General features: G+C 73.7%; 20 protein-coding genes. 9 read left to right on the top strand and 11 right to left on the bottom strand.

Annotation, left to right across the window (positions count from 1 at the left end; translation table 11 throughout):
- Positions 1-41: 41 nt before the first annotated feature.
- The 3 genes from AB0J76_RS18080 to AB0J76_RS18070 are packed head-to-tail and all read left to right on the top strand — an operon-like array spanning position 42 to position 3,201.
- Positions 42-1,187, top strand: coding sequence for a Gfo/Idh/MocA family oxidoreductase (locus AB0J76_RS18080; protein ID WP_352325053.1), 1,146 nt, complete (start codon positions 42-44; stop codon positions 1,185-1,187).
- A complete protein-coding gene (locus AB0J76_RS18075; protein ID WP_352325054.1) occupies positions 1,184-2,344 on the top strand; it encodes a DUF993 family protein in 1,161 nt (386 codons plus the stop codon). The genes AB0J76_RS18080 and AB0J76_RS18075 overlap by 4 nt, the downstream gene beginning before the upstream one ends.
- Complete coding sequence (locus AB0J76_RS18070) at positions 2,341-3,201, top strand: sugar phosphate isomerase/epimerase family protein (protein ID WP_352325055.1); 861 nt, start codon at positions 2,341-2,343, stop codon at positions 3,199-3,201. Before AB0J76_RS18075 ends, AB0J76_RS18070 begins: the two co-directional genes overlap by 4 nt.
- On the opposite strand, the gene AB0J76_RS18065 is transcribed toward AB0J76_RS18070, so the two are convergent.
- The 8 genes from AB0J76_RS18065 to AB0J76_RS18030 all read right to left on the bottom strand — a co-directional run bounded on the left by AB0J76_RS18065 (position 3,198) and on the right by AB0J76_RS18030 (position 13,084).
- Positions 3,198-4,241, bottom strand: coding sequence for a hypothetical protein (locus AB0J76_RS18065; RefSeq protein ID WP_352325056.1), 1,044 nt, complete (start codon positions 4,239-4,241; stop codon positions 3,198-3,200). The two genes, AB0J76_RS18070 and AB0J76_RS18065, sit on opposite strands and share 4 nt — an antisense overlap.
- Before the next feature lie 80 nt (positions 4,242-4,321).
- Positions 4,322-4,849 carry a class I SAM-dependent methyltransferase gene (locus tag AB0J76_RS18060; protein WP_352325057.1) on the bottom strand — a complete coding sequence of 176 codons (528 nt, stop codon included), beginning with the start codon at positions 4,847-4,849 and terminating at the stop codon, positions 4,322-4,324.
- Positions 4,850-4,866: 17 nt separating this feature from the next.
- Positions 4,867-7,437 carry a PEP/pyruvate-binding domain-containing protein gene (locus AB0J76_RS18055; protein ID WP_352325059.1) on the bottom strand — a complete coding sequence of 857 codons (2,571 nt, stop codon included), beginning with the start codon at positions 7,435-7,437 and terminating at the stop codon, positions 4,867-4,869.
- A 34-nt stretch (positions 7,438-7,471) separates the two neighbouring features.
- Complete coding sequence (locus AB0J76_RS18050; RefSeq protein ID WP_352325060.1) at positions 7,472-8,401, bottom strand: alkaline phosphatase family protein; 930 nt, start codon at positions 8,399-8,401, stop codon at positions 7,472-7,474.
- Positions 8,402-8,409: 8 nt separating this feature from the next.
- On the bottom strand, positions 8,410-9,183 hold the full coding sequence (locus AB0J76_RS18045) for a TIM barrel protein (protein ID WP_352325061.1): 774 nt from the start codon (positions 9,181-9,183) through the stop codon (positions 8,410-8,412).
- A gap of 99 nt (positions 9,184-9,282) precedes the next feature.
- A complete protein-coding gene (locus tag AB0J76_RS18040; protein WP_352325062.1) occupies positions 9,283-10,281 on the bottom strand; it encodes a LacI family DNA-binding transcriptional regulator in 999 nt (332 codons plus the stop codon).
- A 123-nt stretch (positions 10,282-10,404) separates the two neighbouring features.
- Entirely contained in the window at positions 10,405-11,565 is a 1,161-nt protein-coding gene (locus AB0J76_RS18035) for a hypothetical protein (protein WP_364389933.1), read from the bottom strand.
- Between the two features lie 91 nt (positions 11,566-11,656).
- Positions 11,657-13,084, bottom strand: coding sequence for an FAD-dependent monooxygenase (locus tag AB0J76_RS18030; protein WP_352329349.1), 1,428 nt, complete (start codon positions 13,082-13,084; stop codon positions 11,657-11,659).
- 93 nt (positions 13,085-13,177) lie between these two features.
- Between AB0J76_RS18030 and AB0J76_RS18025 the strand changes: the two genes are divergently transcribed.
- Positions 13,178-13,471 (top strand): helix-turn-helix domain-containing protein, encoded by a 294-nt coding sequence (locus tag AB0J76_RS18025; protein ID WP_352329347.1) that lies wholly within the window; start codon positions 13,178-13,180, stop codon positions 13,469-13,471.
- Positions 13,472-13,484: 13 nt separating this feature from the next.
- Here the strand turns inward: AB0J76_RS18025 and AB0J76_RS18020 are convergent, their stop codons facing one another.
- Positions 13,485-14,861 carry an LCP family protein gene (locus AB0J76_RS18020; RefSeq protein ID WP_364389931.1) on the bottom strand — a complete coding sequence of 459 codons (1,377 nt, stop codon included), beginning with the start codon at positions 14,859-14,861 and terminating at the stop codon, positions 13,485-13,487.
- A gap of 356 nt (positions 14,862-15,217) precedes the next feature.
- Here AB0J76_RS18020 and AB0J76_RS18015 point away from each other — a divergent pair, with 356 nt between their 5' ends.
- The 4 genes from AB0J76_RS18015 to AB0J76_RS18000 all read left to right on the top strand — a co-directional run bounded on the left by AB0J76_RS18015 (position 15,218) and on the right by AB0J76_RS18000 (position 19,736).
- A complete protein-coding gene (locus AB0J76_RS18015; protein WP_352329344.1) occupies positions 15,218-15,946 on the top strand; it encodes a hypothetical protein in 729 nt (242 codons plus the stop codon).
- A 40-nt stretch (positions 15,947-15,986) separates the two neighbouring features.
- Positions 15,987-17,171, top strand: a complete 1,185-nt coding sequence (locus AB0J76_RS18010) for a thiolase family protein (RefSeq protein ID WP_352329342.1) — start codon at positions 15,987-15,989, stop codon at positions 17,169-17,171.
- On the top strand, positions 17,168-19,255 hold the full coding sequence (locus AB0J76_RS18005; protein WP_364389928.1) for a 3-hydroxyacyl-CoA dehydrogenase NAD-binding domain-containing protein: 2,088 nt from the start codon (positions 17,168-17,170) through the stop codon (positions 19,253-19,255). The genes AB0J76_RS18010 and AB0J76_RS18005 overlap by 4 nt, the downstream gene beginning before the upstream one ends.
- Before the next feature lie 88 nt (positions 19,256-19,343).
- Entirely contained in the window at positions 19,344-19,736 is a 393-nt protein-coding gene (locus AB0J76_RS18000; RefSeq protein WP_352325899.1) for an SSI family serine proteinase inhibitor, read from the top strand.
- Positions 19,737-19,778: 42 nt separating this feature from the next.
- On the opposite strand, the gene AB0J76_RS17995 is transcribed toward AB0J76_RS18000, so the two are convergent.
- Entirely contained in the window at positions 19,779-21,242 is a 1,464-nt protein-coding gene (locus AB0J76_RS17995) for an amino acid permease (RefSeq protein WP_352325901.1), read from the bottom strand.
- Between the two features lie 90 nt (positions 21,243-21,332).
- Here AB0J76_RS17995 and AB0J76_RS17990 point away from each other — a divergent pair, with 90 nt between their 5' ends.
- Positions 21,333-21,971: a DedA family protein gene (locus AB0J76_RS17990; protein WP_352325902.1), complete on the top strand. Its 639-nt coding sequence runs from the start codon at positions 21,333-21,335 to the stop codon at positions 21,969-21,971.
- Here the strand turns inward: AB0J76_RS17990 and dxs are convergent.
- Positions 21,916-23,799, bottom strand: coding sequence for a 1-deoxy-D-xylulose-5-phosphate synthase (gene dxs / locus AB0J76_RS17985; RefSeq protein ID WP_364390140.1), 1,884 nt, complete (start codon positions 23,797-23,799; stop codon positions 21,916-21,918). The two genes, AB0J76_RS17990 and dxs, sit on opposite strands and share 56 nt — an antisense overlap.
- Between the last annotated feature and the right edge of the window lie 28 nt (positions 23,800-23,827).

Raw genomic sequence — 23,827 nt, 5'->3', positions numbered from 1 at the left:
CGGGAAAGCGCTTTCCCCATCCGTTGCCTGAAGGGATCCCCATGAGCGTGCGCACGATCGGCGTCGTGATGAACGGCGTCACCGGACGAATGGGCTATCGCCAGCACCTCGTCCGTTCCGTCCTGGCCATCAACGAGCAGGGCGGCGTCACGCTCTCGGACGGCGACCGGGTCAGGCTGCGCCCGGTCCTGGTCGGCCGCAACGCCGACAAGCTCGCCGACGTCGCCGACCGGCACGGGATCCCCGACCACACCACCGACCTCGACGCCGCCCTCGCCGACGACGACAACCTGATCTACTTCGACGCCCAGGTCACCAGCGCCCGCGTCAAGGCCGTGCTCAAGGCCATCGAGGCGGGCAAGCACGTCTACGCCGAGAAGCCCACGGCCGAGTCGGTGCAGGAGGCCGTCGCGCTGGCCGAGGCCGCCACGGCCAGGGGCGTGAAGAACGGCGTGGTGCAGGACAAGCTGTTCCTGCCGGGCCTGCTCAAGCTGAAGCGGCTGATCGACGGCGGCTTCTTCGGCCGGATCCTGTCGGTGCGCGGCGAGTTCGGCTACTGGGTGTTCGAGGGCGACTGGCAGGAGGCGCAGCGGCCGTCCTGGAACTACCGGGCGCAGGACGGCGGCGGGATCGTGCTCGACATGTTCCCGCACTGGCACTACGTGCTGGAGAACCTGTTCGGCCGGGTCCGGTCGGTCTACGCCAAGGCCGTGACGCACGTCCCGTCCCGGGTGGACGAGCAGGGCCGCGCGTACGAGGCCACCGCGGACGACGCCGCGTACGGGATCTTCGAGCTCGAAGGGGACGTGATCGCTCAGATCAACTCCTCCTGGACGGTCCGCGTGAACCGCGACGAGCTGGTCGAGTTCCAGGTGGACGGCACGCACGGCAGCGCCGTCGCGGGCCTGCGCAACTGCCGCTTCCAGCACCGGGCCGCCACCCCCAAGCCGGTCTGGAACCCCGACCTGCCCGCCACGGCCCGCTTCCGCGAGGACTGGCAGGAGGTGCCGGACAACGCCGAGTTCGACAACGGGTTCAAGGTCCAGTGGACGGCCTTCGTCCGGCACGTGCTGGAGGACGCGCCGTTCCCCTACGACTTCGCCTCGGGGGCGCGCGGCGTGCAGCTCGCCGAGCTGGGCCTGCGCTCGAACGCCGAGGGCCGCAGGATCGAGGTGCCGCAGCTGTGAGGATCGACCTGCCGGGCGGCGCGTACGAGCTGCGCGAGCCGGTGACCTGGCCGGTCTCGGCCGCCCCGGCCGCGAGCCGGGTCGTCTACGCGGCCGCGCACGTCGTCGCCGACCCGCTCGGCGACAACACGCCGGGCTCCCCCGCCGCCGTCGACTGGGCGGCCACGCTGCGGTTCCGCCGCCACCTGTGGTCGCACGGCCTGCGGGTGGCCGACGCCATGGACACCGCCCAGCGCAACATGGGCCTGGACTGGGCGGCCACCAAGGAGCTGATCCGGCTCAGCGCCGAGGAGGCGCGCGCCTTCGGCGACCCGGCGGCGCTGGTGGCCTGCGGCGCGGGCACCGACCACGCGCCCGCCGCCGCCGACCTGCACACGATCACCGCCGCGTACGCCGAGCAGGTGGAGGCCGTCCAGGCGGCCGGGGCGGGCGTGATCGTGATGGCCTCCCGCCAGCTCGCCAGGGTGGCGGCCGGGCCCGCCGACTACCACCAGGTGTACGGCAAGGTCCTCGGGCTGGCCGACCGCCCGGTGATCCTGCACTGGCTGGGCGAGATGTTCGACCCGCAGCTCGCCGGCTACTGGGGCGCGCCCGGCGTGGACGCCGCGACGGAGTCGTTCCTGGAGCTGGTTCACGCCCACGCCGCCGTGGTGGACGGCGTCAAGGTGTCGCTGCTGGACGAGGAGCACGAGGTGCGGCTGCGCGCCGCGCTGCCCGAGGGCGTCCGGCTCTACACCGGGGACGACTTCAACTACCCCTCCCTCATCAGGTCGGGCTCGCACGCGCTGCTCGGCATCTTCGACGCGATCGCCCCGGCCGCCGCCGCCGCCCTGCGCGAGCTGGACGCCGCCGAGGCGGCCACCGGCGACCAGGCGGCCCGCCACCTGGCCCGCTACGACGAGATCCTGGCCCCCACGGTCGCCCTGTCGCGGAAGATCTTCGAGGCGCCGACGTACCACTACAAGACCGGCATCGTCTTCCTGGCCTGGCTCAACGGCCACCAGGACGCGTTCGCCATGGTGAACGGCGCCCAGTCGGCGCGCTCGCTGCGCCACCTGGCGGAGGTGTTCAGGCTGGCCGACCGGGCCGGGCTGCTGGCCGACCAGGAGCTGGCCGTGCGCAGGATGACGGCGCTGCTGGCGGTGAACGGCCTGTGAGCCTGTCGCTGAACCAGTGGACGACCAGGCGCTGGTCGGTCGCCGAGGCCGTGGACGGCTGCGCGCGGCACGGCCTGGAGGCGATCGGGCTGTGGCGCGAGAAGGTCGCCGAGGAGGGGCTCGCGCGCAGCGCCAAGCTGGTGCGCGAGGCCGGGCTGCGGGTGTCCTCGCTGTGCCGGGGCGGCTTCCTCACGGCGGGCGGGCTGCCCGGCGAGGAGGGGCGGCGCGCGTTCGAGCGGGCGCTCGACGACAACCGGCGGGCCGTGGACGAGGCGGCCGAGCTGTCGGCCGCGTGCCTGGTGATGGTGGTCGGCGGCCTGCCGGGGGTGCGGCCGGGCGAGCCGCTGCCGCCCGGTTTCTCCAAGGACGTCGCCGGGGCGCGGGAGCGGGTCGCCGAGGCGCTGTCGGTGCTGGCGCCCTACGCCGGCGAGCGCGGCGTCAGGCTGGCGCTGGAGCCGCTGCATCCGATCTACTGCCCCGACCGGGCGGTGCTGTCCACGCTGGGCCAGGCGCTCGACCTCAGCCTGCCCTATCCGGAGGAGCAGGTCGGGGTGGTGGTGGACACCTTCCACGTGTGGTGGGACCCCAGGCTGGCCGAGGACGTCGCGCGGGCCGGGCGGCGCATCGCCTCGTACCAGGTGTGCGACTACCTGCACCCGCTGCCCGCCGACGTGCTGCTCGGGCGTGGCATGATGGGCGACGGGGTGATCGACTTCGCGCCGATCACCCGGGCCGTGCTGGCCGCCGGGTACGCCGGCGACATCGAGGTCGAGATCTTCAACGCCGACGTCTGGGCGGCCGACCCGGACGAGGTGCTGGCCACGATGAAGGCCCGCTACGCCGAGCTGGTGGTCTAGACGCGGCCGGGGTCGATCGTGCCGTCGAGGGTGAGGGCGGCTTCGAGCAGGAAGTAGTCGCCCCAGACCAGCTCGTGGGCGGTGGCCAGGCCCTTGCGCCGGTCGTAGCAGCCGTCCACCAGGCCGCCGTGCTCGTTGAGGTGGCCGCGGGCCAGCGCCTCCAGCGTGGCGGCGGCCTGCTCGCGGTAGCCGTCCTTGGCCAGCGGCGCGAGCTTGGCCAGGGCGGCGGCGGCGATCGCGGTGGCCGAGGTGTCGCGGGGCGCGGCGGGGATGTCCGGGTCGTCGAAGTCCCAGTAGCAGACCAGGTCGGACGGGACGTGCGCCAGGTACCAGTCGGCGACCTCGGTGGCCGGGCCGATGAACTCGGCCGACAGGTGGGCGGCCTGGGCCAGGCCCAGCATGGCCCACGTCTGCGCGCGCGCCCAGGTGCTGCCCGGTGAGGAGCCGTTGACCGCGCCGGCCGAGGTCTGGGCGACCGAGCCGTCCTCCCGGACGCACATGGCGTAGCCGGTGCGGGCGTGGGACTCGGCCATCACCAGCAGCTCGCGGGCGCCGGTGCGCTCGCAGGCGAAGGCCAGCAGCGGGACGGTGCCGGGCAGGCCGTCCACGCAGGCGCCGGGGCGCGGCCAGCCGTATTTGACGACGTCCTCCTCCTGGGGCGGCAGCAGGCCGGCCAGCGGGTCGAAGCCGATGCTCAGCGACCGGGCGGCGGCCACGGCGGTCGTGGCGCCGGGATCCTCGTCGCCGGCGAGCACGGCCGGGAGCGCGGCGCCGTACCAGAACAACATGCCGCGCAGCAGCGTGGGGGCGTCGGTGCGGGCGGTCAGCCGCTCGGCGACCTGACCGGCGGCGCGGGCGTAGCGGGGCTCGCCGGTGACGACCGCCGCCAGGGACAGCAGGCCGCCCCAGAAGCCGCCGCACCAGTCTCCGTCCTCGGACCAGGTCCATTCGCCCGTCGCGGGGTCGGCGTAGAGGGGGAAGCGTCCTTGAGACTGCGCGAGGGTCCCGCCGACCCTGCGCACCAGCTCTGTGACCAGCATGGAACCGCCTCATCCGGAAACGTGATGCCTCCTCCGGTTACCCGGGGCGGCACGGGCTTAACGGGGCGCGTCCCAGACGATCAGGTAGCGCCGCAGCAACAACCGGCGGAACCGGCAGCCGGGCAACAGCCGCCTGGCGGCCCGCTCTTGGGCCCGTGGCGGAGCTGGTGCACGCGGGTGACGACCTGCGCGGTGCCGCTGATGACCCAGTCGAGGGGCGAACGGTTCCTGGCGTGCCCGACGACCACCAGCCGGCCGCCGGGCGCGAGCAGCCGCCGCAACGCCCCCACGGCCGCGCCGAACTCGGCGTGGTGCACGACGGCCACGGCACTGATGAAGTCGTACCCGGACTCGGGCAGCGCGGCCGGGTCGAGGTAGTCGGCCTCGGCGAAGGTGAGTCCGGGCCGGTCGCCGTGGTGTGACCTGGCCAGGGCGGCGGCCTGCGGGGACCGGTCGACGCCGGTCACGTCGGGGAGGCGGGCGGCGAGCTTGCCCGCCAGGAGGCCGTCGCCGCAGCCGACGTCGAGGGCGCGGGCCGAGCCGGGCGGGATCAGGCTCAGCACCAGCCGCTGGTAGTGCACGTTGTGATTCCAGTGCGGATCGGGCACCTGATCACCATAGTGGTCTAAAGGGTCACCGTGCCCGCCGCTCCGTCGACGGTGATCTCCTGGCCCGTGGCGATGCGGCCGGTGGCGTCGCGGACGCCGACGACGGCGGGGATGCCGTACTCGCGGGCCACCACGGCGCCGTGCGACATGGCGCCGCCCATCTCCATCACCAGGCCGCCGGCCGTGAGGAACAGCGGGGTCCAGCCGGGGTCGGTCGAGGGGCAGACCAGGATCTCGCCCGGTTCGAGGTGGGCGCCGTTCGGGTCGAGCACCACCCTGGCGACGCCGGTGACCGTGCCGGCCGAGGCCGCCGTGCCGGTCAGCGCGCCGTCGGGGACGGGTCCGGCCAGGGCCTCGGGCTCGGTGCCGTCGGAGAGCACGATCCGGGGCACGTGCCTGCGGCGCGACTCCCGCTCGTACGCCGTCCGCCGCTCGCGTACCAGGTCGCGCAGGTCGCCGCCGGACAGGGCGGCCCTGGCCTCCTCCAGGCGCAGGAAGTACACGTCGGCGGCGTCGTCCAGGACGCCGGCGGCCGCCAGGTGCTCCCCGACAGCGCGCAGGCTCCGCCGGACGGCGGCGATGGCCCTGACGGCGTGGTACTTGGGCAGTTCGCGCAGCCCCGCGTACGCCCGGGTGCGGCCGAGCGCGAAGCGCACCACGGGCGCCCGCCACCGGCCCCTGCGCGCGGCCAGCGCGGCGACCCGGTCCACCTCCGCCCGCGCCGCCCGCGCGCCCCTGGCGAACAGCGCGTCGGGGGCGAGGGCGGAGCCGGCGTCCATGCGCAGGTAGTTGGCCAGTACGCCGAGGATGTGGGTGGGGTCGTCGGACCAGCGGGGCACGCCGGCGTCGATCTCGGCCACGCCGCGGTGGCCGTACCGGCCGAGGAAGGCGGCGATCTCCTTCTGGGCCCGCGGCGGCAGCTCGCCGGCCCGGTAGCGGCGGGCCAGCTCGGCCGCGGGCGCCTCGCGGAACGCCTCTGGCTCGACGCGGGTGGCCAGGTCCCACAGTTCGAGGTCCATCTCGGTGGTCGGGTTGTTCGGGACGCCGCGCAAGACGTCCTGCAGGTCGCCCACCCGCGTGCCGGAGAGCCGGGCGGCCAGGCCGAGCAGCGCGTAGCCGGTGATCACGATCGGCATGATCGAGACGATGGCCGGGAACGTCCCGCCGAGCAGCCGTTCGGCGTGGTCGAGGCGCTGGGCGGGAGTGGCGCCGGGCGGCGGGTCGAGCCTGCGGTCCAGCTCCTCGCCGACGCGGGCGGCGTGGGCGAGCGCCCTGGCCGGGCTCAGCAGCGCGTCGCGGACCCGCGCCGGCGCGTGGACGCGGCGCGCGAAGCGGCGCAGCCCGCGCAGGAACGGCCTCGGCGAGGTCTGCGCCACCGACAGCCGCGGGTCGCCCGCCAGCTCCCGCACGACGGCCGCGGCCCGCGCCTCCCCCAGGGGCATCATGCGGGTCAGGACCGCCCGGCCGGCACGGCTGCGCAGCGGCGTGGTCAGGTCGATCCACAACCGCTGCCCGGCCTCGGCCAGGAACGCCGGGCCGTCGAGCGGGTCGGCCGGCGCGTGCCCGAACAGCGTCGCCGCGCCCGAGGCGACCAGGTTGAACACCGACACCCCCATCGGCGTGAACGGCCCCATCACGCCCTGGGCGACGTTGAGCGACAGGTGGACGCGCAGGCCGGGACCGGCCGGCCGGGGCAGCGGATAGAGGGTGGTGATCGGCCTGGCCTGGGTGAGCCAGAGCGCGCCGTCCTGGCCGATGGCCCACTCGACGTCCTGCGGCGTGCCGTAGTGGTCCTCGACGCGCGCACCGAGCTCGGCCAGGGCGAGCACCTGCGCCTCGGTGAGGCACAGGCCCCCGGCGGCGGTCTCGACGCGTTCGACGCCGCCGCCGGGCCGGGGCCGGACGGCCAGGTCCGCCCCGCCCGCCCGCCGTTCCAGCACCTGGCCGCCCGAGACGACGAACCGGTCGGGGTCGACGGCTCCGGAGACGACCGCCTCGCCGAGGCCGGGCGCGGCGTCGATGACGGTCTCGCGCCGCCTGCCGGTCACCGGGTTCGCGGTGAACATCACCCCGGCCACCCGCGCGTCCACCATCACCTGGACGACCACCGCGAGCCGGACGCCGGCGTGGCCGACGCCGTTGGACTCCCGGTAGGCCACGGCCCGGTCGCTCCACAACGAGGCCCAGCAGCGGCGCACGGCGTCGAGCACCGCCTCGGCGCCCACCACGTTGAGCACGGTGTCCTGCTGGCCGGCGAAGCTGGCGAACGGCAGGTCCTCCGCCGTGGCCGAGGAGCGCACGGCCACCGGGACGTCCGCGCCGAGCCGCGCGTAGGACGTCAGGATCGCCTCGCGCACCGGGGCGGGCATCTCGGCCCCGAGCAGGTGGCGCCTGGCCCGCGCGGCGAGCCCGTCGCCCGGGGTGAGGTCGAGCCCGGCGGCGACCTGCCGGTAGGCGTCGGTGGTGAGCGCCCAGCCGGGCGGGACGGGCAGGCCGGCGCGGATCAGCTCGCCGAGGTTGGCGGCCTTTCCGCCCACGTCGGCGAGCATCGTGGCGTCGATCTCGGCGAGGTCGCGTGTGGTCCTCATGGAAGGCACCCCTTCTCCGGAGTCTGCCACAAATTCACCAACTGTTGAACAGCGGTGTCCCGTCCAGTTCCCAGGCCGGGTCGAGCGGCACACCGAGCAGGGCCAGGGCGGTCGGGCCGACGTCCACCAGGCGGGGCTCGGCCAGCGGGCGGCCGCCGAGGTCCGCGCCCAGCCGGTTGGCGATCACGAACACCGTGCGCTCCTCGGCCGAGGTGCCGCCGTGGCCGCCCTCGTCCACGTGGCCGTGGTCGGTGGTGACCAGCACGGTCCAGCTCTCCCCCGGACGGCCGCGGACGGCGTCCAGCAGGCGGCCGAGGTAGGCGTCCTGGGCGTGCAGGGCGGCGGCGTACTCGGGGCAGTGGGGGCCGAGGGCGTGGGCCACCTCGTCGGTGTCGCCGAGATAGACGAAGGCGAGGTCGGGGCCGGTCTCGGCGAGGTGGCGCTCGGCGGCGTCGGCGATCTGCCGGTCGGCGGCGGTCCAGGTGAGGGCGTAGCCGTCCAGGACCATGCGGTGGTCGATGGCGGGGCCGAACGCGTTGTGCTCGCCGAGGGCGGCCCAGGAGAGGAAGGCGGCGGTCACGAGGTCGGGGCGGGCGTTCTTCGCACGACTCAAAAAGTCCGGAAATTTCGTGAACTGGGGGCTGGTGAAGCTGTTGTCCACGACGCCGTGTTTGTCGGGCCAGGCGCCCGTGGCGATCGACGACCAGCCGGGGCCCGAGTCCGTGCGCGACCTGATCACGCGGCCCGCCGCCGGCGGCTCCGGAGCCTTGGGCACGACCTCGCCGGGCGACTCCGTCCTGGGGGCCGTCCCGGGGACCGCCGCCTCGCCGTACGGGAGCCGGCTGGTGCCGTACGCGCCGGTGGCCATCAACGACGACAGGACCGGCGGGGCCAGGGTGACGAGCCGGTCGAAGCGCAGGCCGTCCATGCCGACCACGAGGACTTTGTTCTTGTTAAGGGGCATTCCCCTATCTAAGCGGTGAACCGCCGCACCCAGGCGACCGCGCCCGGCAGGATCTCCTCGACCGGCGCCACGTCCGGGTACCAGGTGCGCTCCCACTCCAGCGAGACCCATCCGGCGTACCCGGCCGCGCGCAGCAGGTCGCCGGCCTCCTCCAGCGGGACCGAGCCCGTCCCCATCGGGACCGGGGTGGTGTCCTCGGCCGAGACGGCGTCCTTGACCTGGACGTAGGCGAGCGAGGGCCCGAGCGCCGCGAGCGTGGCGGCCGGGGACTCGCCGTGCCGCCACGGGTGCAGCAGGTCCCACAGCGCGCCGGTGACCTCGGGGCGGCCCGCCTCGGCCAGCAGCCCGGCCACGGCGGCGCCGGTGGGCATCCGGTCATGCGTCTCGACCAGCACGCGTACGCCGAGGGTGGCGGCCGTACCGGCCACGGACCTCAGCCTGCGGGCGCCGACCGCCGGATCGTCGCCGCGCGGGAACACCCGCACCCCCGGCGCGCCCAGGTCGGCGGCCAGCCGCAGGTCGGCGAGGAGCGCGTCGGTGACCGGCGCGTCCGGTCCCGGCTCACAGATGCCGACATATCCGGCCAGGGCGGCGATCTCCAGCCCCGCCCGCTCCACCCGTTCCCGCACCCCGCGCCGCTCCTGCGCGGTGAGCCCGGCGTGGACGCCGGTGTCGGGATGCAGCCGCAGCTCAAGCCCCTGGCAGCCGTGCGCGACGGCGATCCCGGCCGCCCGCTCCAGCCCCTCCCCCGGCATCCCCAACGTGCTGACCGCCAGCTTCACGCCGCCACCCCGGCTCCCGCGCCCGTCCCGCTCACGCGCCCTCCCCGGCTCCCGCGCCCGTCCCGCCCACGCCCTGCCCGGCTTCCGCGGCCGTCCCATTCACGTCATTCTCCTGACGCTCTCCCGCAGCACGACCTCGCCCGCGACGTGCTCGACCACGGGGGCGGCGGCGTCCTCCCGGCCGAGCGCGAGCTCCAGGGCTCGCGCCCCCATGTCCGTCAGCGGCAGCCGCACGGTCGTCAGCGCGGGCACGTGATCACGCAGCGTGACGATGTCGTCGAACCCAGCCACCGAGACGTCCTCGGGCACCCGGATCCCGCGCTCCCGGCAGGCGGCCAGCGCGCCCACGGCCATCACGTCGTTGACCGCGAACACGCAGGTCGCCGCGCCGATCTCGGTCGCGGCCCGGTAGCCTCCGTCGCGGTCGAACGGCCCGTGGATCACGACGGGCTCGGGCAGGCCCAGCTCCCGCAGCGCCTGCGCGAACCCCTCGCACCGGTCGGCGGCGGTCACCAGGTGGGGCGGCCCGGCCAGCACGGCGAAGCGGGTGTGCCCGAGCCCGGCCAGCGCGCGGGCCAGGGCCGCGGCGCCGGCCCGGTTGGCGGGCGCGACGGTGTCCACGCCGAGCAGGTCCTGGCCGACGCAGGCGGCCCGCCCGCCGCCCTCCCGGTAGCGGGCCAGCTCCTCGCGCAGCCGCCCGGTCATGACGGGGTCGGCGACCCGCGAGCCGACCAGCAGCACGGCGCGCACGCGCTGGGCGTTCATGGTGGCGACGTAGGCGATCTCCTGCTCGGGGTCGCGGTGGGTGGTGCCCACCATGACCAGCATGCCCTCGGTGGCGGCGGCCCGCATCGCACCGTCGGCCAGCGCGGCGAAGTAGGGGTCGGTCAGGTCGTGGACGACGATGCCGATGACGTTGCTCGCCCCCCGGGCCAGCGTCTGGGCGGCGATGTTGGCGCGGTAGCCGAGCTCGTCGGCGGCCCGTTCGACGCGGGCCCGCAGGGTCGCGCCCACCTGGCGGGTGCTGCCGTTGAGCACCCGCGAGGCGGTGGCGAGGGAGACGCCCGCCTGTTTGGCGACGTCCTCAAGCGTGACCACGAGACCTCCCGGAAAGCGGTTTCCAAGTCTGCCAGACGACGACCTGGCTCCGCATCCTCGCACGCCCGCCGCGGCGGCGACACAACTCCCGGCGCCGCGCTCACCAGGACGGCGGCGGGATCCTCACGCCCAGGGGAACAGGATGTCGAACAGGCCCTTCTTCTCGCTCGGCGAGGGGGCGGGCTGCTCCTGCTGGGCGGGCGGCGCCTGGGTGGGGGGCGCGGTCTCCTGCCGCTCCGGCCGCCTGGTGGCGGGCGCCTCGGCCGAGTCCTCCGGGGTGCCGTCGGAGGTCTCGTTCATCTCGTCCTGCGAGCCGTGGGTGGCCTTCTCCTCGGGCGTGGCCGTCGGGCGGCTCTCGCGGGCGGTGGCGGTGGGCCGCACCGACGGCTCGCGGGTGGGACGGGGGCGGCGGGCCACAGGGGTGGGGGTTACGGTCTCGGACACGGTCGGCTCGGCGGTGTCCGTTTCCTCGGGCGCGGGGGCGGACTCGGTCTCCTCCGGGAGCGCGGTCCGCGCCGGGGCGGTGACCTGGCTCGCGCCGGCGCAGGCGCCGGCGCCGCACGGGTCGTCGGAGGAGGTGCCGGTGAGCAGCCAGCCCGCCCCGGCGCCGACCAGCACCACCGCGGCGGCCGCCAGCACCAGCACCCTGGTGCGCCGGCGCACCTCGCGATCGCGCCCGGCGCCGCCCCGGCGGTCGTCGGCGTTGTCGGTCCAGCCGGAGCCGAGGAAGCCGCGCCTGGTCTCACCCGCGTCGTCGTCGCGTCCGGGCTTGTAGCCCTGGTCCAGCGGCAGGTAGGGCAGGTCGTCGTCGGCCGCCCGGTCACCGCCGGGAACGTCGGTTCCGTCCGCCCCGACGACCGCGTGCGGCCCGCTCAGGCTCTCGTGCGGCCCGGCCAGCGTCTCGTGCGGCCCGGCCAGCGTCTCGTGCGGCCCGCTCAGTGCCTCGTGGGACCCGCTCGGCCCGTCCAGGACGTCGTGCGGGCCGCTCGGGCCATCGAGCACGTCGTGCGGCGCATCGGCCGGGGTCGCCGGGGTCGCCGGGGTCGCCGGGGTCGCCGGGGTCGCCGGGGTCGCCGGGGTCGCCGGGGTCGCCGGGGATTCGACGGGCTGCGCGCCCTGGCCGGCCGGGAGGATGTAGGTCTCGTTGCCGGAGACCTGGATCGCGGGCTGCTCGTCGGTGTCCTCGGTGCTCCACCGGGGGGACAGCACGTCTCCGGTCAGCTCCGGGTTTAACGATTTACCCTGCCCATCCTCGTACGGCCTGTCGTTCTCGTCGCGCGCCACGATGGAACCTCTCTAGCTCTGAATACGGACCGCGACCTTTCTTAACAGACTTGTCCGGATATTTCACATGTTTCGCTAAAGTTACTCTCCGTCACATCCGCCCCAGCCAGCGGGCGAGCGCGGCCTCCAGCGGGTACCCCCGCGCCGCCGACGTCCAGGCCGTATAGCCGTCGGGCCGCACGAGCAGCGCCTCGGCGTCGTGCTCGGCGGCGCCCCGCACGATCTCCAGCCGGTCCGCCCACGGGGCGGCCGCGGCCACCAGGTCGTCGCGCCCGCCGAGGTCCAGCAGCAGCGCCCGGCCGCCGCGCAGCAGCTCCGCGGTGCGCACCACGCCGCCGGCCGTCTTGACCGGCAGGTCGGGCGCCATCCGCCCGGCCCCCGGCACGCCCACGTCGTAGGCGGTGTCCACCCCGGCGATCATCCCGCTCAGGTACTCGTTGACCTGGTCGAACCGCATCAGCTCGGCGAACAGCTCGCGCAGCGGGTCGACGGCCGGGTCGGGGTCGGCCAGCGCGCTCTGGGCCCGCACGTTCCACAACACCCGCGCGCCGACCGGATGCCGCTCGGCGTGGTAGCTGTCCAGCAGCCCGGCGGGGGCCTCGCCGCGCACCTCGGCGGCCAGCTTCCAGCCCAGGTTGAAGGCGTCCCCCAGGCCGGTGTTCAGCCCCTGGCCGCCCCACGGGAAGTGCACGTGCGCGGCGTCGCCGGCCAGCAGGACGCGGCCCGCGCGGTAGGTCTCGGCCTGCAGGGCGGCGTCGCCGTACCGGGACAGGTTGCGGGCGCCGGCCATCGGGACCGGGGCGCCGAGGATGTACTCGGCCGCCTCCCGCAGCTCCTCGATCGCGACGGGAGCCTCCCGGTCGGCGTGCGGGCCGCGGAAGTCGTAGGTGGTGACGCGGCTGTGCCCGGCGGGGTCGAGCCAGACGATGATCCAGCCCCGCGGCGTACGCGTGTAGCCCGGCGGCACCGTGTACGGGTCGAGCAGCCGCACGTCGCCCATGAGCGCGGCGACGCGGGCCCCGGCGCCGGTGAACGGGATGCCGGCGGCCTTGCGCACGACGCTGCGCGCGCCGTCGGCGCCGACGACGTACCGGGCGGTCAGCTCGCGGCCGTTGACGGTCAGCACGACGTGGTCGTCCCGCTGCTCCAGGCCGGTGACCTCCTGGCCGCGCCGGATCTCCGCGCCCAGGGCCGCCGCGCGGCGGGCGAACACCTGCTCGGCCCACGCCTGCGGGCTGCCGACGATGCTCGGGCCGCCGTCCGAGACCGCGCCGAGGTCGAGCCCGAACATGCCGGAGAAGTGGAAGCTCACGCTCCCGTACGTGGACCGTCCCACCGCCTCCAGCAGCCCGCGCCGGTCGAGGCTCCGGGCCGTGCCCGCGTGCAGCGTCCCGGCCTTGGACTGGCCGGTCGGGACGGCGAGCCGTTCGAGCACGAGCGGCCGCACCCCCTGCAGGCCCAGCTCGGCGGCGAGCAACATGCCCACGGGCCCGCCGCCCACCACGGCGACATCGAACACAGCACCCTCCTTGAACCCGGATGAGTACGCAATCTTCGTACATACGAACAATGTCCGTCAAATCATCGTTCGTGTTATCCGTACAATGGCGGCATGCTGCACCCGTCGCGTGACCAGATCCAGTTGGTGGAGGTGCTCGCCGCGCTCGGCCATCCCGTACGCGCCAAGATCGTGCGCGCGCTGGCCTCGGGGGACGAGCTGTTCTGCGGCGAGGTCGTGGCCGACGTGCCGAAGTCGACGCTGACCGCCCACTGGCGGGTGCTTCGCGAGGCCGGCGTCATCTGCCAGCGCCCGGAGGGCCGCAAGCTGTTCATCCGGCTGCGCCGCGACGACCTCGACGCCCGCTTCCCCGGCCTGGTCGACCTGGTGCTGGCCGAGGACCTCTAACCCGCCGGCCGGCTCACAGGCAGGGGTTCGTGGTGGAGTCGACCACCTTGTCCTTGAGCGAGCCCGGGATCGCCGACGCCACCCGCACGCCCGGCCAGTCGGCCCCGATGACGAGCTGCACGATCGGCCCGTCGGGCAGCGGGGTGACCTTGGTGGGGTACGGCTTCGGGTTCACCGGCGCGACCTTGCCCGCCACCGGCGTGCGCTTGTCCTTCGACAGCCGGGCGGCCACGGCGTCCCCGTAGGCGGCGCCGTTGTCGGCGTCCTTCTTGGCGTACCGGATCGAGGTGGTGGCCACCGGCGCGGCGTTGCCGACCTGGACGACGGCGAACCCCTGGTCGGCCAGCTCGTCGGCCACCTGACCGGCCTTGCCCAGCTCGGTCGTGCCGTTGAGCACCTGGACGCGTACCCGCTCGTTCGCGACCTTCGGCGTGGTGGCGGCGGCCGAGGGCGGGGTCACGTTGACGTCGGAGCGCACGGCCTCGAAGAAGTTCCGGGCGTCCGGCTGCTTGAGCTGCACCCGGTTCTTGTCGGCCGGGTACGCCTCCACCGGCACGGTGATGCCCTTGAGCTCCTTGGCGGTCAGCCCCTGGACGCTTCTGGCGATCTCCAGCATCCGGTCCGGCTGCGCGAGCTCGGTGTCCAGGGAGACGGCCTTGACCCCGGCCCGCAGGAACGCGTTCAGCTTGACGGGGTCGGTGAGCAGCCCGCCATCGGTGATCTTGTCCAGCACCTTGGTGAGGAAGACCTGCTGGCGCTGGATGCGGCCGAGGTCGCTGCCGTCGCCGAGGACGTAGCGGGTGCGCACGTACCCGAGGGCCTGCTCGCCCTTGACGACGTGCTTGCCCGCGCTGAGCACGAGCTTGGCCTTGGGGTCGTTGACCGCCTTGGGCAGGCAGATCTCGATGCCGCCGAGGGCGTCGACGATGCCCTTGAAGCCGGTGAAGTCGACCTTCACGATGTGGTTGATCTTGATGTTGGTGAGCGACTCCAGCGTGCGGACCGTGCAGTTGATGCCGCCGTCGTTGAAGGCGGAGTTGATCTGGCGCAGCCCGCCGGCCAGCATCGCGCCGGAATGGCTCCGGCACGGCGGGATCATGACCATGGTGTCCCGGGGGAAGCTGATCATGGTGGCCTTGTCCCGGTCCGGGGAGATGTGCAGGACCATGATCGTGTCGGTGCGCTCGCCGAGGCCCTGCGACTTCGCGCCGTACTTCTTGTTGTCGCCCTCGCGCGAGTCCGAGCCGACGAGCAGCACGTTGAGCGCGCCGGTCTCGGGCGGCCGCGATCCGGCCTCCACCGGCGGCAGGATCGGGATGCCGGCGAAGATGCTGCGGTAGTACGCGTACCCGCCCAGCGTGACGACGACCAGCACGAACGTCAGCGCCATGCTCACCCACGCCAGCGGCGTGATCCGCCGAGCAGGCCCCGAGGGCCGGTCCAGGCGACGGCCGGGGTGGCGGTCCGGGAGGCGGTCGGGGCGATGCTGCGGCCGTTCCGGCGCTCTCCGGCCCTCGCTCACGCGCCCCCCTCTACGCGCGCCCGCACAGGACGCAACCCCGCGCGCCCCTCGCAGAGCGCGGCCCCCTCTGGTGTGACGCGCAGCATACTGACAATCCGCCGTATATACGGCGTGTCGCAAATTTCGCCCGATAGCAGCCTCCGGCGGACGCGTCCGGCGAGGGCTCCATGCAATGCGCGCGAATCCGCGGCGTCACTACCGTCCGTGACGCCATCATGACGTCCATGTTTCTGACCGAGATGGCGCCCCCTCCAGGCGCCGAGGCGCTGGCCGGGCTGCGCGCCGCCGCCCGGACCGCCCGCCGGGCCGTCTTCGTCGCGCTCACCGGCTCGATCGCGCTGCTGGCCACGTCCCAGGTGCTGGCCGACCGCGCGCCGACCAGAGAGCAGACGTTACCGCTCGCCGTGCTCTCGCTGGCGGTGTTCGTGACCGCGGTGCCCATCCTGGCGGGCACCCAGCTGGTGTGGGGCGCGCGGGCGCGCCTGGTGCGCCGGCGCGAGCGCGAGCTGTTCGCCGTGCCGCCCTCGGCCCGGCGGCGGCCGCTGAGCCGGCTCGGCGTCGCGTCCGGCTGGGCCGTGCTGCTGCTGCTCGGCGGCACCTCTCCCGGGCAGTTCAGGGCGGCCGCTCTGTACGCCTTCGCCGACGCCCTGAGCTGGGCCGTCGAGGCCGCCATGGTGATCGGCCTGGCCGCGGGGGTGTCGTTCCTCATCTGGTGGGCACGGGACGCCCTGGGGATAGTGGCGCGCGCCGGCCGTCCGGGAGGATCACCTGGCGATCCGTGGGATCCCGGCCGGAGCGCGCGTCCACGAGGGGGCGCGGCGCTCTGGACGGGCGCGGCCGTGGCGGTCGCCGCCCTGCTCGGAGCCCGCGCCCATCTCTGGGAACCACCCATGCCGATCGTTTACGGGCTGCTGACCGCCGCCCTCGTCTGCGGGGTGGTTACCGACGAGTAGCATAGGCGCGGAACCCCATCCAAGAACGAGGAGCGAATCCGTGCCTTCCTCTCGTGACGTCGTGTTCGTGGACGGCGTACGCACGCCCTTCGGCAGGTCAGGGCCGAAGGGACTGTACGCGGAGACCCGCGCCGACGACATGGTCGTCCGCGTCATCCGCGAGCTCATCCGGCGCAACCCCGGTCTGCCTCCCGAGCGCGTGGACGAGGTGGCCATCGCCGCGACGACCCAGATCGGCGACCAGGGCCTGACCATCGGCCGCTCGGCCGCGGTGCTGGCCGGTCTGCCCAAGAGCGTGCCCGGCTACGCGATCGACCGCATGTGCGCGGGCGCGATGACCGCGGTCACCACGGTCGCGGGCGGCATCGCCTTCGGCGCCTACGACGTGGCCATCGCCGGCGGCGTCGAGCACATGGGCCGCCACCCGATGGGCGAGGGCGTGGACCCCAACCCGCGGTTCCTGTCGGAGAAGCTGGTCGACCCGAGCGCGCTGGTCATGGGCATGACCGCCGAGAACCTGCACGACCGCTACCCGTCGATCTCCAAGGAGCGCGCCGACGCCTACGCGGTGCTCTCGCAGGAGAAGGCGGCCAAGGCGTACGCCGACGGCAAGATCCAGCCCGACCTCGTGCCCACCGCGGTCAGGACGGCCGAGAAGGGCTGGGGCCTGGCCGCCGAGGACGAGGCGCCGCGCCCCGGCACCACGATGGAGGCGCTGGGCGCGCTCAAGACGCCCTTCCGCCCGCACGGCAACGTCACCGCGGGCAACTCCTCCGGCATCAACGACGGCGCCACCGGCTGCATCGTGGCCGCCCGCGAGGTCGCCGGCGAGCTGAACCTGACGCCGAAGATGCGCCTGGTCTCCTACGCCTTCGCGGGCGTGGACCCCGAGGTGATGGGCGTGGGCCCGATCCCGTCCACCGAACGGGCGCTGCGGCTGGCCGGGCTGTCCATCGGCGACATCGGCCTGTTCGAGATCAACGAGGCGTTCGCCGTCCAGGTGCTGGCCTTCCTGGAGCACTTCGGCATCGCCGACGACGACCAGCGCGTCAACCCCTACGGCGGCGCGATCGCCTTCGGCCACCCGCTGGCCTCCTCGGGCGTCCGGCTGATGACGCAGCTCGCCCGCCAGTTCGGCGAGCGGCCCGACGTGCGGTACGGCATCACCACCATGTGCGTCGGCATGGGCATGGGCGGCACTGTGATCTGGGAGAACCTGGCATGAGCGACATCGAGACCTGGCGCGCGCTGCTGAGCGGGCGCAACACCGACGAGGTCGTCACCAAGGCCCTCGTGCGCGACGTGCCGCTGCCCGGCGGCGCCGGCACGATGGCCCTGATCACCCTGGACAACGGCTTCGACCACACCAAGCCCAACACCTTCGGCCCGCACGGTCTGTTCGCGCTGGAGGAGGCCCTGTCGGAGATCGCCGCGCGGACCGACCTGGCCGCCGTGGGCGTCACGGGCAAGCCGTTCATCTTCGCCGTCGGCGCCGACCTCAAGGGCGCGGCGGCCGTGGCCTCCCGCGAGGAGGCCGAGGCCATCGGCGCGCTGGGCCACCACGTCTTCCGCCGGCTGGGCGAGCTGCCGGTCCCGACGTTCGCGTTCGTGAACGGCGCGGCCATGGGCGGCGGCCTGGAGATCGCGCTGCACTGCGCGTACCGGACGATCTCCTCCGGCGTGCCCGCGGTGGCGCTGCCCGAGTGCTTCCTCGGCCTGGTGCCCGGCTGGGGCGGCACGCAGCTGCTCCCCCGCCTGATCGGCCCGGCGAACGCGATCAAGCTGATCATCGAGAACCCGCTGTCGCAGAACCGCATGATCAAGGGCGCGGACGCCTACAAGCTGGGCGTCGCGGACGCGATGTTCGAGCCGGCCGACTTCCTGGAGGAGTCGCTGCGCTGGGCCGCCCGCGTGGTCAAGGGCGAGGTGACCGTCGAGCGGCAGGAGCACGACGGCTGGGACAAGGCCGTCGCCGACGCGCGCTTCCTGGTGGACATGAAGCTGCGCGGCGCCTCCCCCGCCCCCTACCGGGCGCTCGACCTGATCGCGCTGGCCGCGACCGCCTCGCGCGACGAGGGCTTCGCCGCCGAGACGCAGGCGCTGGCCGACCTGCTGATGGGCGACGAGCTGCGGGCCGGGCTCTACTCCTTCGACCTGGTCCAGCGCCGGGCCAAGCGTCCGGCCGGCGCGCCGGACCGGTCGCTGGCCCGCAAGGTCACCAAGGTCGGCGTCGTGGGCGCCGGGCTGATGGCCTCGCAGATGGCGCTGCTGTTCGCCCGCCGCCTGGAGGTCCCGGTCGTGCTGACCGACCTCGACCAGTCCCGCCTGGACAAGGGCGTGGGGTACGTGCACGCCGAGGTCGACAAGCTGCTGGGCAAGGGCCGCGTCTCGGCCGACCAGGCCAACCGGCTCAAGTCCCTGGTCACCGGCTCCCTGACCAAGGACGCCTTCGCCGACGCCGACTTCGTCATCGAGGCCGTCTTCGAGGACATGGCGGTCAAGAAGCAGGTGTTCGCCGAGGTCGAGGCCGTGGTCTCGGCCGAGTGCGTGCTCGCCACCAACACCTCCTCGCTCTCGCTGACCGAGATGGGCGCCGGGCTGGCCCACCCCGAGCGGCTGGTCGGGTTCCACTTCTTCAACCCGGTCGCCGTGATGCCGCTGCTGGAGATCATCAGGGGCGCCTCGACCGACGACGCCACGCTGGCCACGGCGTTCGCGGTGGGCAAGTCGCTGCGGAAGTCGTCCGTGCTGGTCAAGGACGCGCCGGCGTTCGTGGTCAACCGGCTGCTGACCTGCTTCATGGGCGAGGTCGTGGCCGCCGTGGACGAGGGCACGCCGCTGGAGGTCGCCGAGCACGCGCTCGACGGTCTGGGACTGCCGATGACGCCGTTCGCGCTGCTGCAGCTCGTCGGCCCGGCCGTCGGCCTGCACGTCGCCGAGACGCTGCACGCGGCCTTCCCCGAGCGGTTCGGCGTCTCGGAGAACATGGCCAAGCTGGTCGCCTCGGGCAAGCCGGGCGTCTACCGTCCGGACTTCTCGCTCGACCCGGAGGCGGTGGCCCTGTTCGCCGGCGGCACATCGCCGTCCACGGCCGAGCAGGTCCGCGAGCGGGTGCTCGGGGCGCTGTCCCGGGAGATCCGGATCATGCTGGACGAGGGCGTCGTCGCCGGGCCGCAGGACATCGACCTGTGCATGATCCTGGGCGCCGGCTGGCCGTTCCATCTGGGTGGCATCACGCCTTATCTGGACAGGTCGGGGATCGCCCAGCCGCGGTTCCTTCCGCCCGGTGTGGCCTCGCTGCCCGCGTGATTTTACGGAGGCCCGCCCGGCGGGTCTCCGTACGTCATGGCCGCCTTCGCCGTAGCGTACTGTGCCGTCCTACGAACGGAGAGTAACCATGATGCGAGCAGTCGGCACGATCGCTCTGTGCGGAGCCCTCGTGCTGGGCGCGTCGTCGCCCTCCCTGGCGGCGCCGCGCACCCCCAAGGTCGTCCTCAAGGTCACCATGGCAGTGAAGAACGGCCCCACCAAGGGCGCCTGGCTCAACTGCAGCCCCGACGGCGGCACCCACCCCTCCGCCCACGCCGCCTGCGACCTCCTGCGCAAGGTGAAGGGCGACCCGGCCAAGATCAACGTCTCGCCGAAGGCGGCCGCGGCCTGCGGCAAGGAGGTGGAGCCGCGCGCCGTGATGATCCTCGGCAAGTGGTACGACAAGACCGTCAAGTGGGGCAAGGTCTACACCAACGCCTGCACGATGAAGGCGGGCCTCGGCACGCTCCTGGCCATCTGAGCGGGTGAGGGGGGCGGGCGGCCGGCCCGCCCTCCTCGCGCGTCACCGGCCGGGCGCGGCCCCCCGCCTGCTGTGACGGTAGCCGTAGGCGAAGTAGACGACCACGCCGATGACCATCCAGACGACGAACCTGAGCCAGGTCTCCAGCGGCAGGTTGAGCATCAGGTAGAGGCAGGCCAGCACCGAAAGGATCGGCAGCAGCGGCACCATCGGCACCCGGAAGGCCCGCTCCAGGTCGGGCCGGGTGCGCCGGAGCACGATCACGCCGACCGAGACCACCATGAACGCGAACAGCGTGCCGATGTTCACCAGCTCGGCCAGCTCCCCGAACGACACGAACCCGGCCAGCGCCATGGTCACCAGGCCGATGAGGACGGTGAGCCTGGCGGGCGTGCCGAAGGTGGGGTGGACGACGGCCAGCCGGCGCGGCAGCAGGCCGTCGCGGCACATGGCGAACAACACCCGGGTCTGCCCGAGCAGCAGCACCAGCACCACGGTCGTCAGACCGGCGATGGCGCCCACGCTGATGATGCCGGCCAGCCACGGGTGGCCGACGGCGGTGAACGCGTCCGACAGCGGCGCGCTCGTGCTCAGCTGCTTGTACGGCTGCATGCCGACCACGACCAGCGAGACGGCGACGTAGAGGATCGTGCAGACGGCCAGCGAGCCGATGATGCCGCGCGGCACGTCGCGCTGCGGGCGCACGGTCTCCTCGGCGGCGGTGGCCACGATGTCGAAGCCGATGAAGGCGAAGAACACGATCGCGGCGGCCGAGAAGATGCCGATCACGCCGAACGCGACGGGCGTGATCCCGAACAGCACCTGGATCAGCGGCGCCTTCAGCCCCTCGACCCGCGGCGAGGCCACCGGCTCGGGGATGAAGGGCGTGTAGTTGGCGGCCTTGACGAAGAACAGCCCGGCCACGATGACCAGCAGCACCACCGTGATCTTGGTGATCACCAGGATCAGGTTGACCCGCGAGGAGATCTTGATGCCGGCCACCAGGACCGCGGTGAGGATCAGCACGATGGCCACCGCGGGCACGTTGACCACCGGATCGTCGCCCGCGATGGAGGCCGGCAGGTGGATGCCGACGGAGTCGAGCATCGAGGCGAAGTAGCCCGACCAGCCGACCGACACCACGGCCGCGGCCAGCGCCAGCTCCAGGATCAGGTCCCAGCCGATCACCCAGGCGGGGAACTCGCCGAGGGTGGCGAAGGAGAAGGTGTAGGCGGACCCGGCCACGGGGATCGTCGAGGCGAACTCGGCGTAGCACAGCGCGGCCAGGCCGCACACGACGCCCGCCACGACGAACGAGACCGCGACCGCCGGCCCGGCCACCTCCTTGGCCACCTGACCGGTGAGCACGAAGATCCCGGTGCCGACGATCACGCCGATGCCGAAGACCATCAGGTCCATGGCGCTCAGGCGCTTGCGCAGCTGGTGCTCGGGAGTTTCGGTGTCGCGGATCGACTGTTCGACGCTCTTCGTGCGAAAGATGTCCACGATCAGCGATCCTTCCCAGACCCTCCGTGATCATGCGCTCGCGCCAGGCTCGCCGGTGAAGCGCCTCGTCGGGGGTAGCGGACCCGCATCATGCTGGACGACCTGCTGGACACGCTGGCCGGTCAGGACGTGGCGGTGGTGCTGGCGCTCGTCCTGGTCTTCCTGACGCTGGACGCCTCGGTCGGGATCGGCCTGATCACACCGGGCGACGGCCTGCTGCTCGTCGCGGGCGCCACGTCGGGCAGCGTGCCCGAGACGCTGGCGCTGATCGGCACCGGCGTGCTGGCCTGCCTCCTGGGCGCGACGGGCGGCCACCGCCTGGGCCGCCGGTACGGCCCCCGCCTGCGCAACAGCAGGCTCGGCCGGCGGGTCGGCGAGGAGCGCTGGGCCCGCGCGGAGCGGATCCTGCGGCGCAGCGGCTGGGCGCTGGCCCTGGCCTACTTCCTGCCGGTGGTGCACGCGCTGACGCCGGCCCTGGCGGGCGCGGTGGGCATGCCCTACCGCCGGTTCATGCCGTGGGCCCTGCTGGGCAGCACGGCCTGGGTGAGCGCGTACGTCGTGCTGGGGGCGGTGGCCGGGCAGGTGGCGCGGCGGGAGGCGGGCCTGCTGCTGCCGGCGGCGGCCGCGGCGGTGGTCGTCATGCTGGCGATCACCGCCGTGGTCCGCCGGGTGCTCAACGGCGGACCGGCTGCTCCACGCGGGAGGTCCGCTTGGCGACGGCCTCGGTGATCTGGCGCGCGAGGTCCTGGCCGGTCAGGCCGATGCGACCGAGGATCGCGGCCCGCTTGGCGTGGTCGAGGAACTCCTGCGGGATGCCGAAGGTGCGCACCGGGACGTCGACGTCGGCGTCGCGGAGCAGGCGGGCCACGGCGTCGCCCACGCCGCCCACGCGGCCGTTGTCCTCGACCACGGCGACCAGCTTGTGGGCGCCGGCGGCCAGCGTCAGCGCCTCGTCGAGCGGCTTGACCCAGCGCGGGTCGACCACGGTGGCCGAGATGCCCTGCGCGTCGAGCAGGACGGCCGCCTCCATGCACACGTGCGCCATCGGGCCGACGCCCACCAGCAGCACGTCCGGCTCGCCCTCGGCGGCCCGCAGCAGGTCCATCTCGCCCAGGCGGCCCACGGACTCCAGGGGCTCGGCCACCGGGCCCTTGGGGAAGCGCAGCACGGTCGGCCCGTCGGAGACCTCCACGGCCTCGCGCAGCAGCTCGGTGACGCGGTCGCCGTCGCGCGGCACCGCGATCCGCAGGCCGGGCACGACCTGGAGGATCGACAGGTCCCACATGCCGTTGTGGCTGGCCCCGTCGTCGCCGGTGACGCCGGCCCGGTCGAGGACGACGGTGACCGGCAGCCGGTGCAGGGCGACGTCCATCAGGAGCTGGTCGAAGGCCCGGTTGAGGAAGGTGGCGTAGACGGCCACGACCGGGTGCAGGCCGCCGAGCGCGAGGCCGGCGGCGCTGGTCAGCGCGTGCTGCTCGGCGATGCCGACGTCGTAGATGCGGTCGGGGAAGGCGTCGGCGAAGGCGTTGAGGCCGGTGGGGTGGAGCATGGCCGCGGTGATGGCGACCAGGTCCTCGCGCTCCTTGCCGAGCCTGACCAGCTCCTCGCTGAAGACGTTGGTCCAGATGCGCGGCTTGGGCTTCTCGGCGCCGGTGGCGCGGTCGAAGGCGCCGGGCGAGTGGAACTGGTCCTCGTCGTGGTTCTCGGCGGGGGTGTAGCCGCGGCCCTTCTGGGTGAGGGCGTGGACGATGACCGGGCCGCGGAAGGCGCGGGCCTTGCGCAGCGCCGCCTCCATGGCCTGCTCGTCGTGGCCGTCGATGGGGCCGACGTACTTCAGGCCGAGGTCCTCGAACATGACCTGCGGGGCCAGGACGTCCTTGACGCCCTTCTTGAATCCGTGGAGGGCGTCGTAGAGGACAGGAACGTTCCCGAGCTTGTCCTTGACGTATTCGAGCATGTCCTCGTAGCGGCGGTTGACGCGCAGCGAGGACAGGTGGGAGGCCAGGCCGCCGATGGTCGGGGAGTAGGAGCGGCCGTTGTCGTTGACCACGATCACGACGGGCAGGTCCTTGATCGCGGCGATGTTGTTGAGCGCCTCCCAGGCCATGCCGCCGGTGAGCGCGCCGTCGCCGATCACCGCGACGACCGTGCGCTCGCGCTCGCCGCGCAGCTTGAACGCCTTGGCCAGGCCGTCGGCGTAGGACAGCGCGGTGGAGGCGTGGGAGTTCTCGACGAAGTCGTGCTCGGACTCGGTCTGGCTCGGGTAGCCGGACAGGCCGCCCTCCTGCTTGAGCGCCTCGAAGCCGGCCGCGCGGCCGGTGAGCAGCTTGTGCACGTACGCCTGGTGGCCGGTGTCCCAGATCACCGGGTCGCGCGGGGAGTCGAAGACGCGGTGGACGGCGATGGTGAGCTCGACCACGCCCAGGTTCGGCCCGAGGTGGCCGCCGAACCTGGCGCAGGCGTCGACGAGCAGGTCACGGATCTCCCCCGCGAGCCGCGGCAGCTCATCGACAGCGAGCCGTTTGACGTCGTGCGGTCCCTCTATCGAGCCCAGCAACCCGCTCACGGATGCGACTCCCCTCTGC

Source organism: Nonomuraea sp. NPDC049624 (assembly GCF_040675255.1).
GTDB lineage: Bacteria > Actinomycetota > Actinomycetes > Streptosporangiales > Streptosporangiaceae > Nonomuraea.
This window is presented reverse-complemented; position numbering and strand designations above follow the sequence as displayed.

Excerpts from the sequence above, each read along its gene's own strand:
- AB0J76_RS18080 (WP_352325053.1), top strand. The coding sequence starts at position 42 with ATGAGCGTGCGCACGATCGGCGTCGTGATGAACGGCGTCACCGGACGA.
- AB0J76_RS18065 (WP_352325056.1), bottom strand. The coding sequence starts at position 4,241 with ATGCTGGTCACAGAGCTGGTGCGCAGGGTCGGCGGGACCCTCGCGCAG.
- AB0J76_RS18055 (WP_352325059.1), bottom strand. The coding sequence starts at position 7,437 with ATGAGGACCACACGCGACCTCGCCGAGATCGACGCCACGATGCTCGCC.
- AB0J76_RS18050 (WP_352325060.1), bottom strand. The coding sequence starts at position 8,401 with ATGCCCCTTAACAAGAACAAAGTCCTCGTGGTCGGCATGGACGGCCTG.
- AB0J76_RS18025 (WP_352329347.1), top strand. The coding sequence starts at position 13,178 with ATGCTGCACCCGTCGCGTGACCAGATCCAGTTGGTGGAGGTGCTCGCC.
- AB0J76_RS18020 (WP_364389931.1), bottom strand. The coding sequence starts at position 14,861 with ATGGCGCTGACGTTCGTGCTGGTCGTCGTCACGCTGGGCGGGTACGCG.
- AB0J76_RS18015 (WP_352329344.1), top strand. The coding sequence starts at position 15,218 with ATGTTTCTGACCGAGATGGCGCCCCCTCCAGGCGCCGAGGCGCTGGCC.
- AB0J76_RS18005 (WP_364389928.1), top strand. The coding sequence starts at position 17,168 with ATGAGCGACATCGAGACCTGGCGCGCGCTGCTGAGCGGGCGCAACACC.
- AB0J76_RS18000 (WP_352325899.1), top strand. The coding sequence starts at position 19,344 with ATGATGCGAGCAGTCGGCACGATCGCTCTGTGCGGAGCCCTCGTGCTG.
- AB0J76_RS17990 (WP_352325902.1), top strand. The coding sequence starts at position 21,333 with ATGCTGGACGACCTGCTGGACACGCTGGCCGGTCAGGACGTGGCGGTG.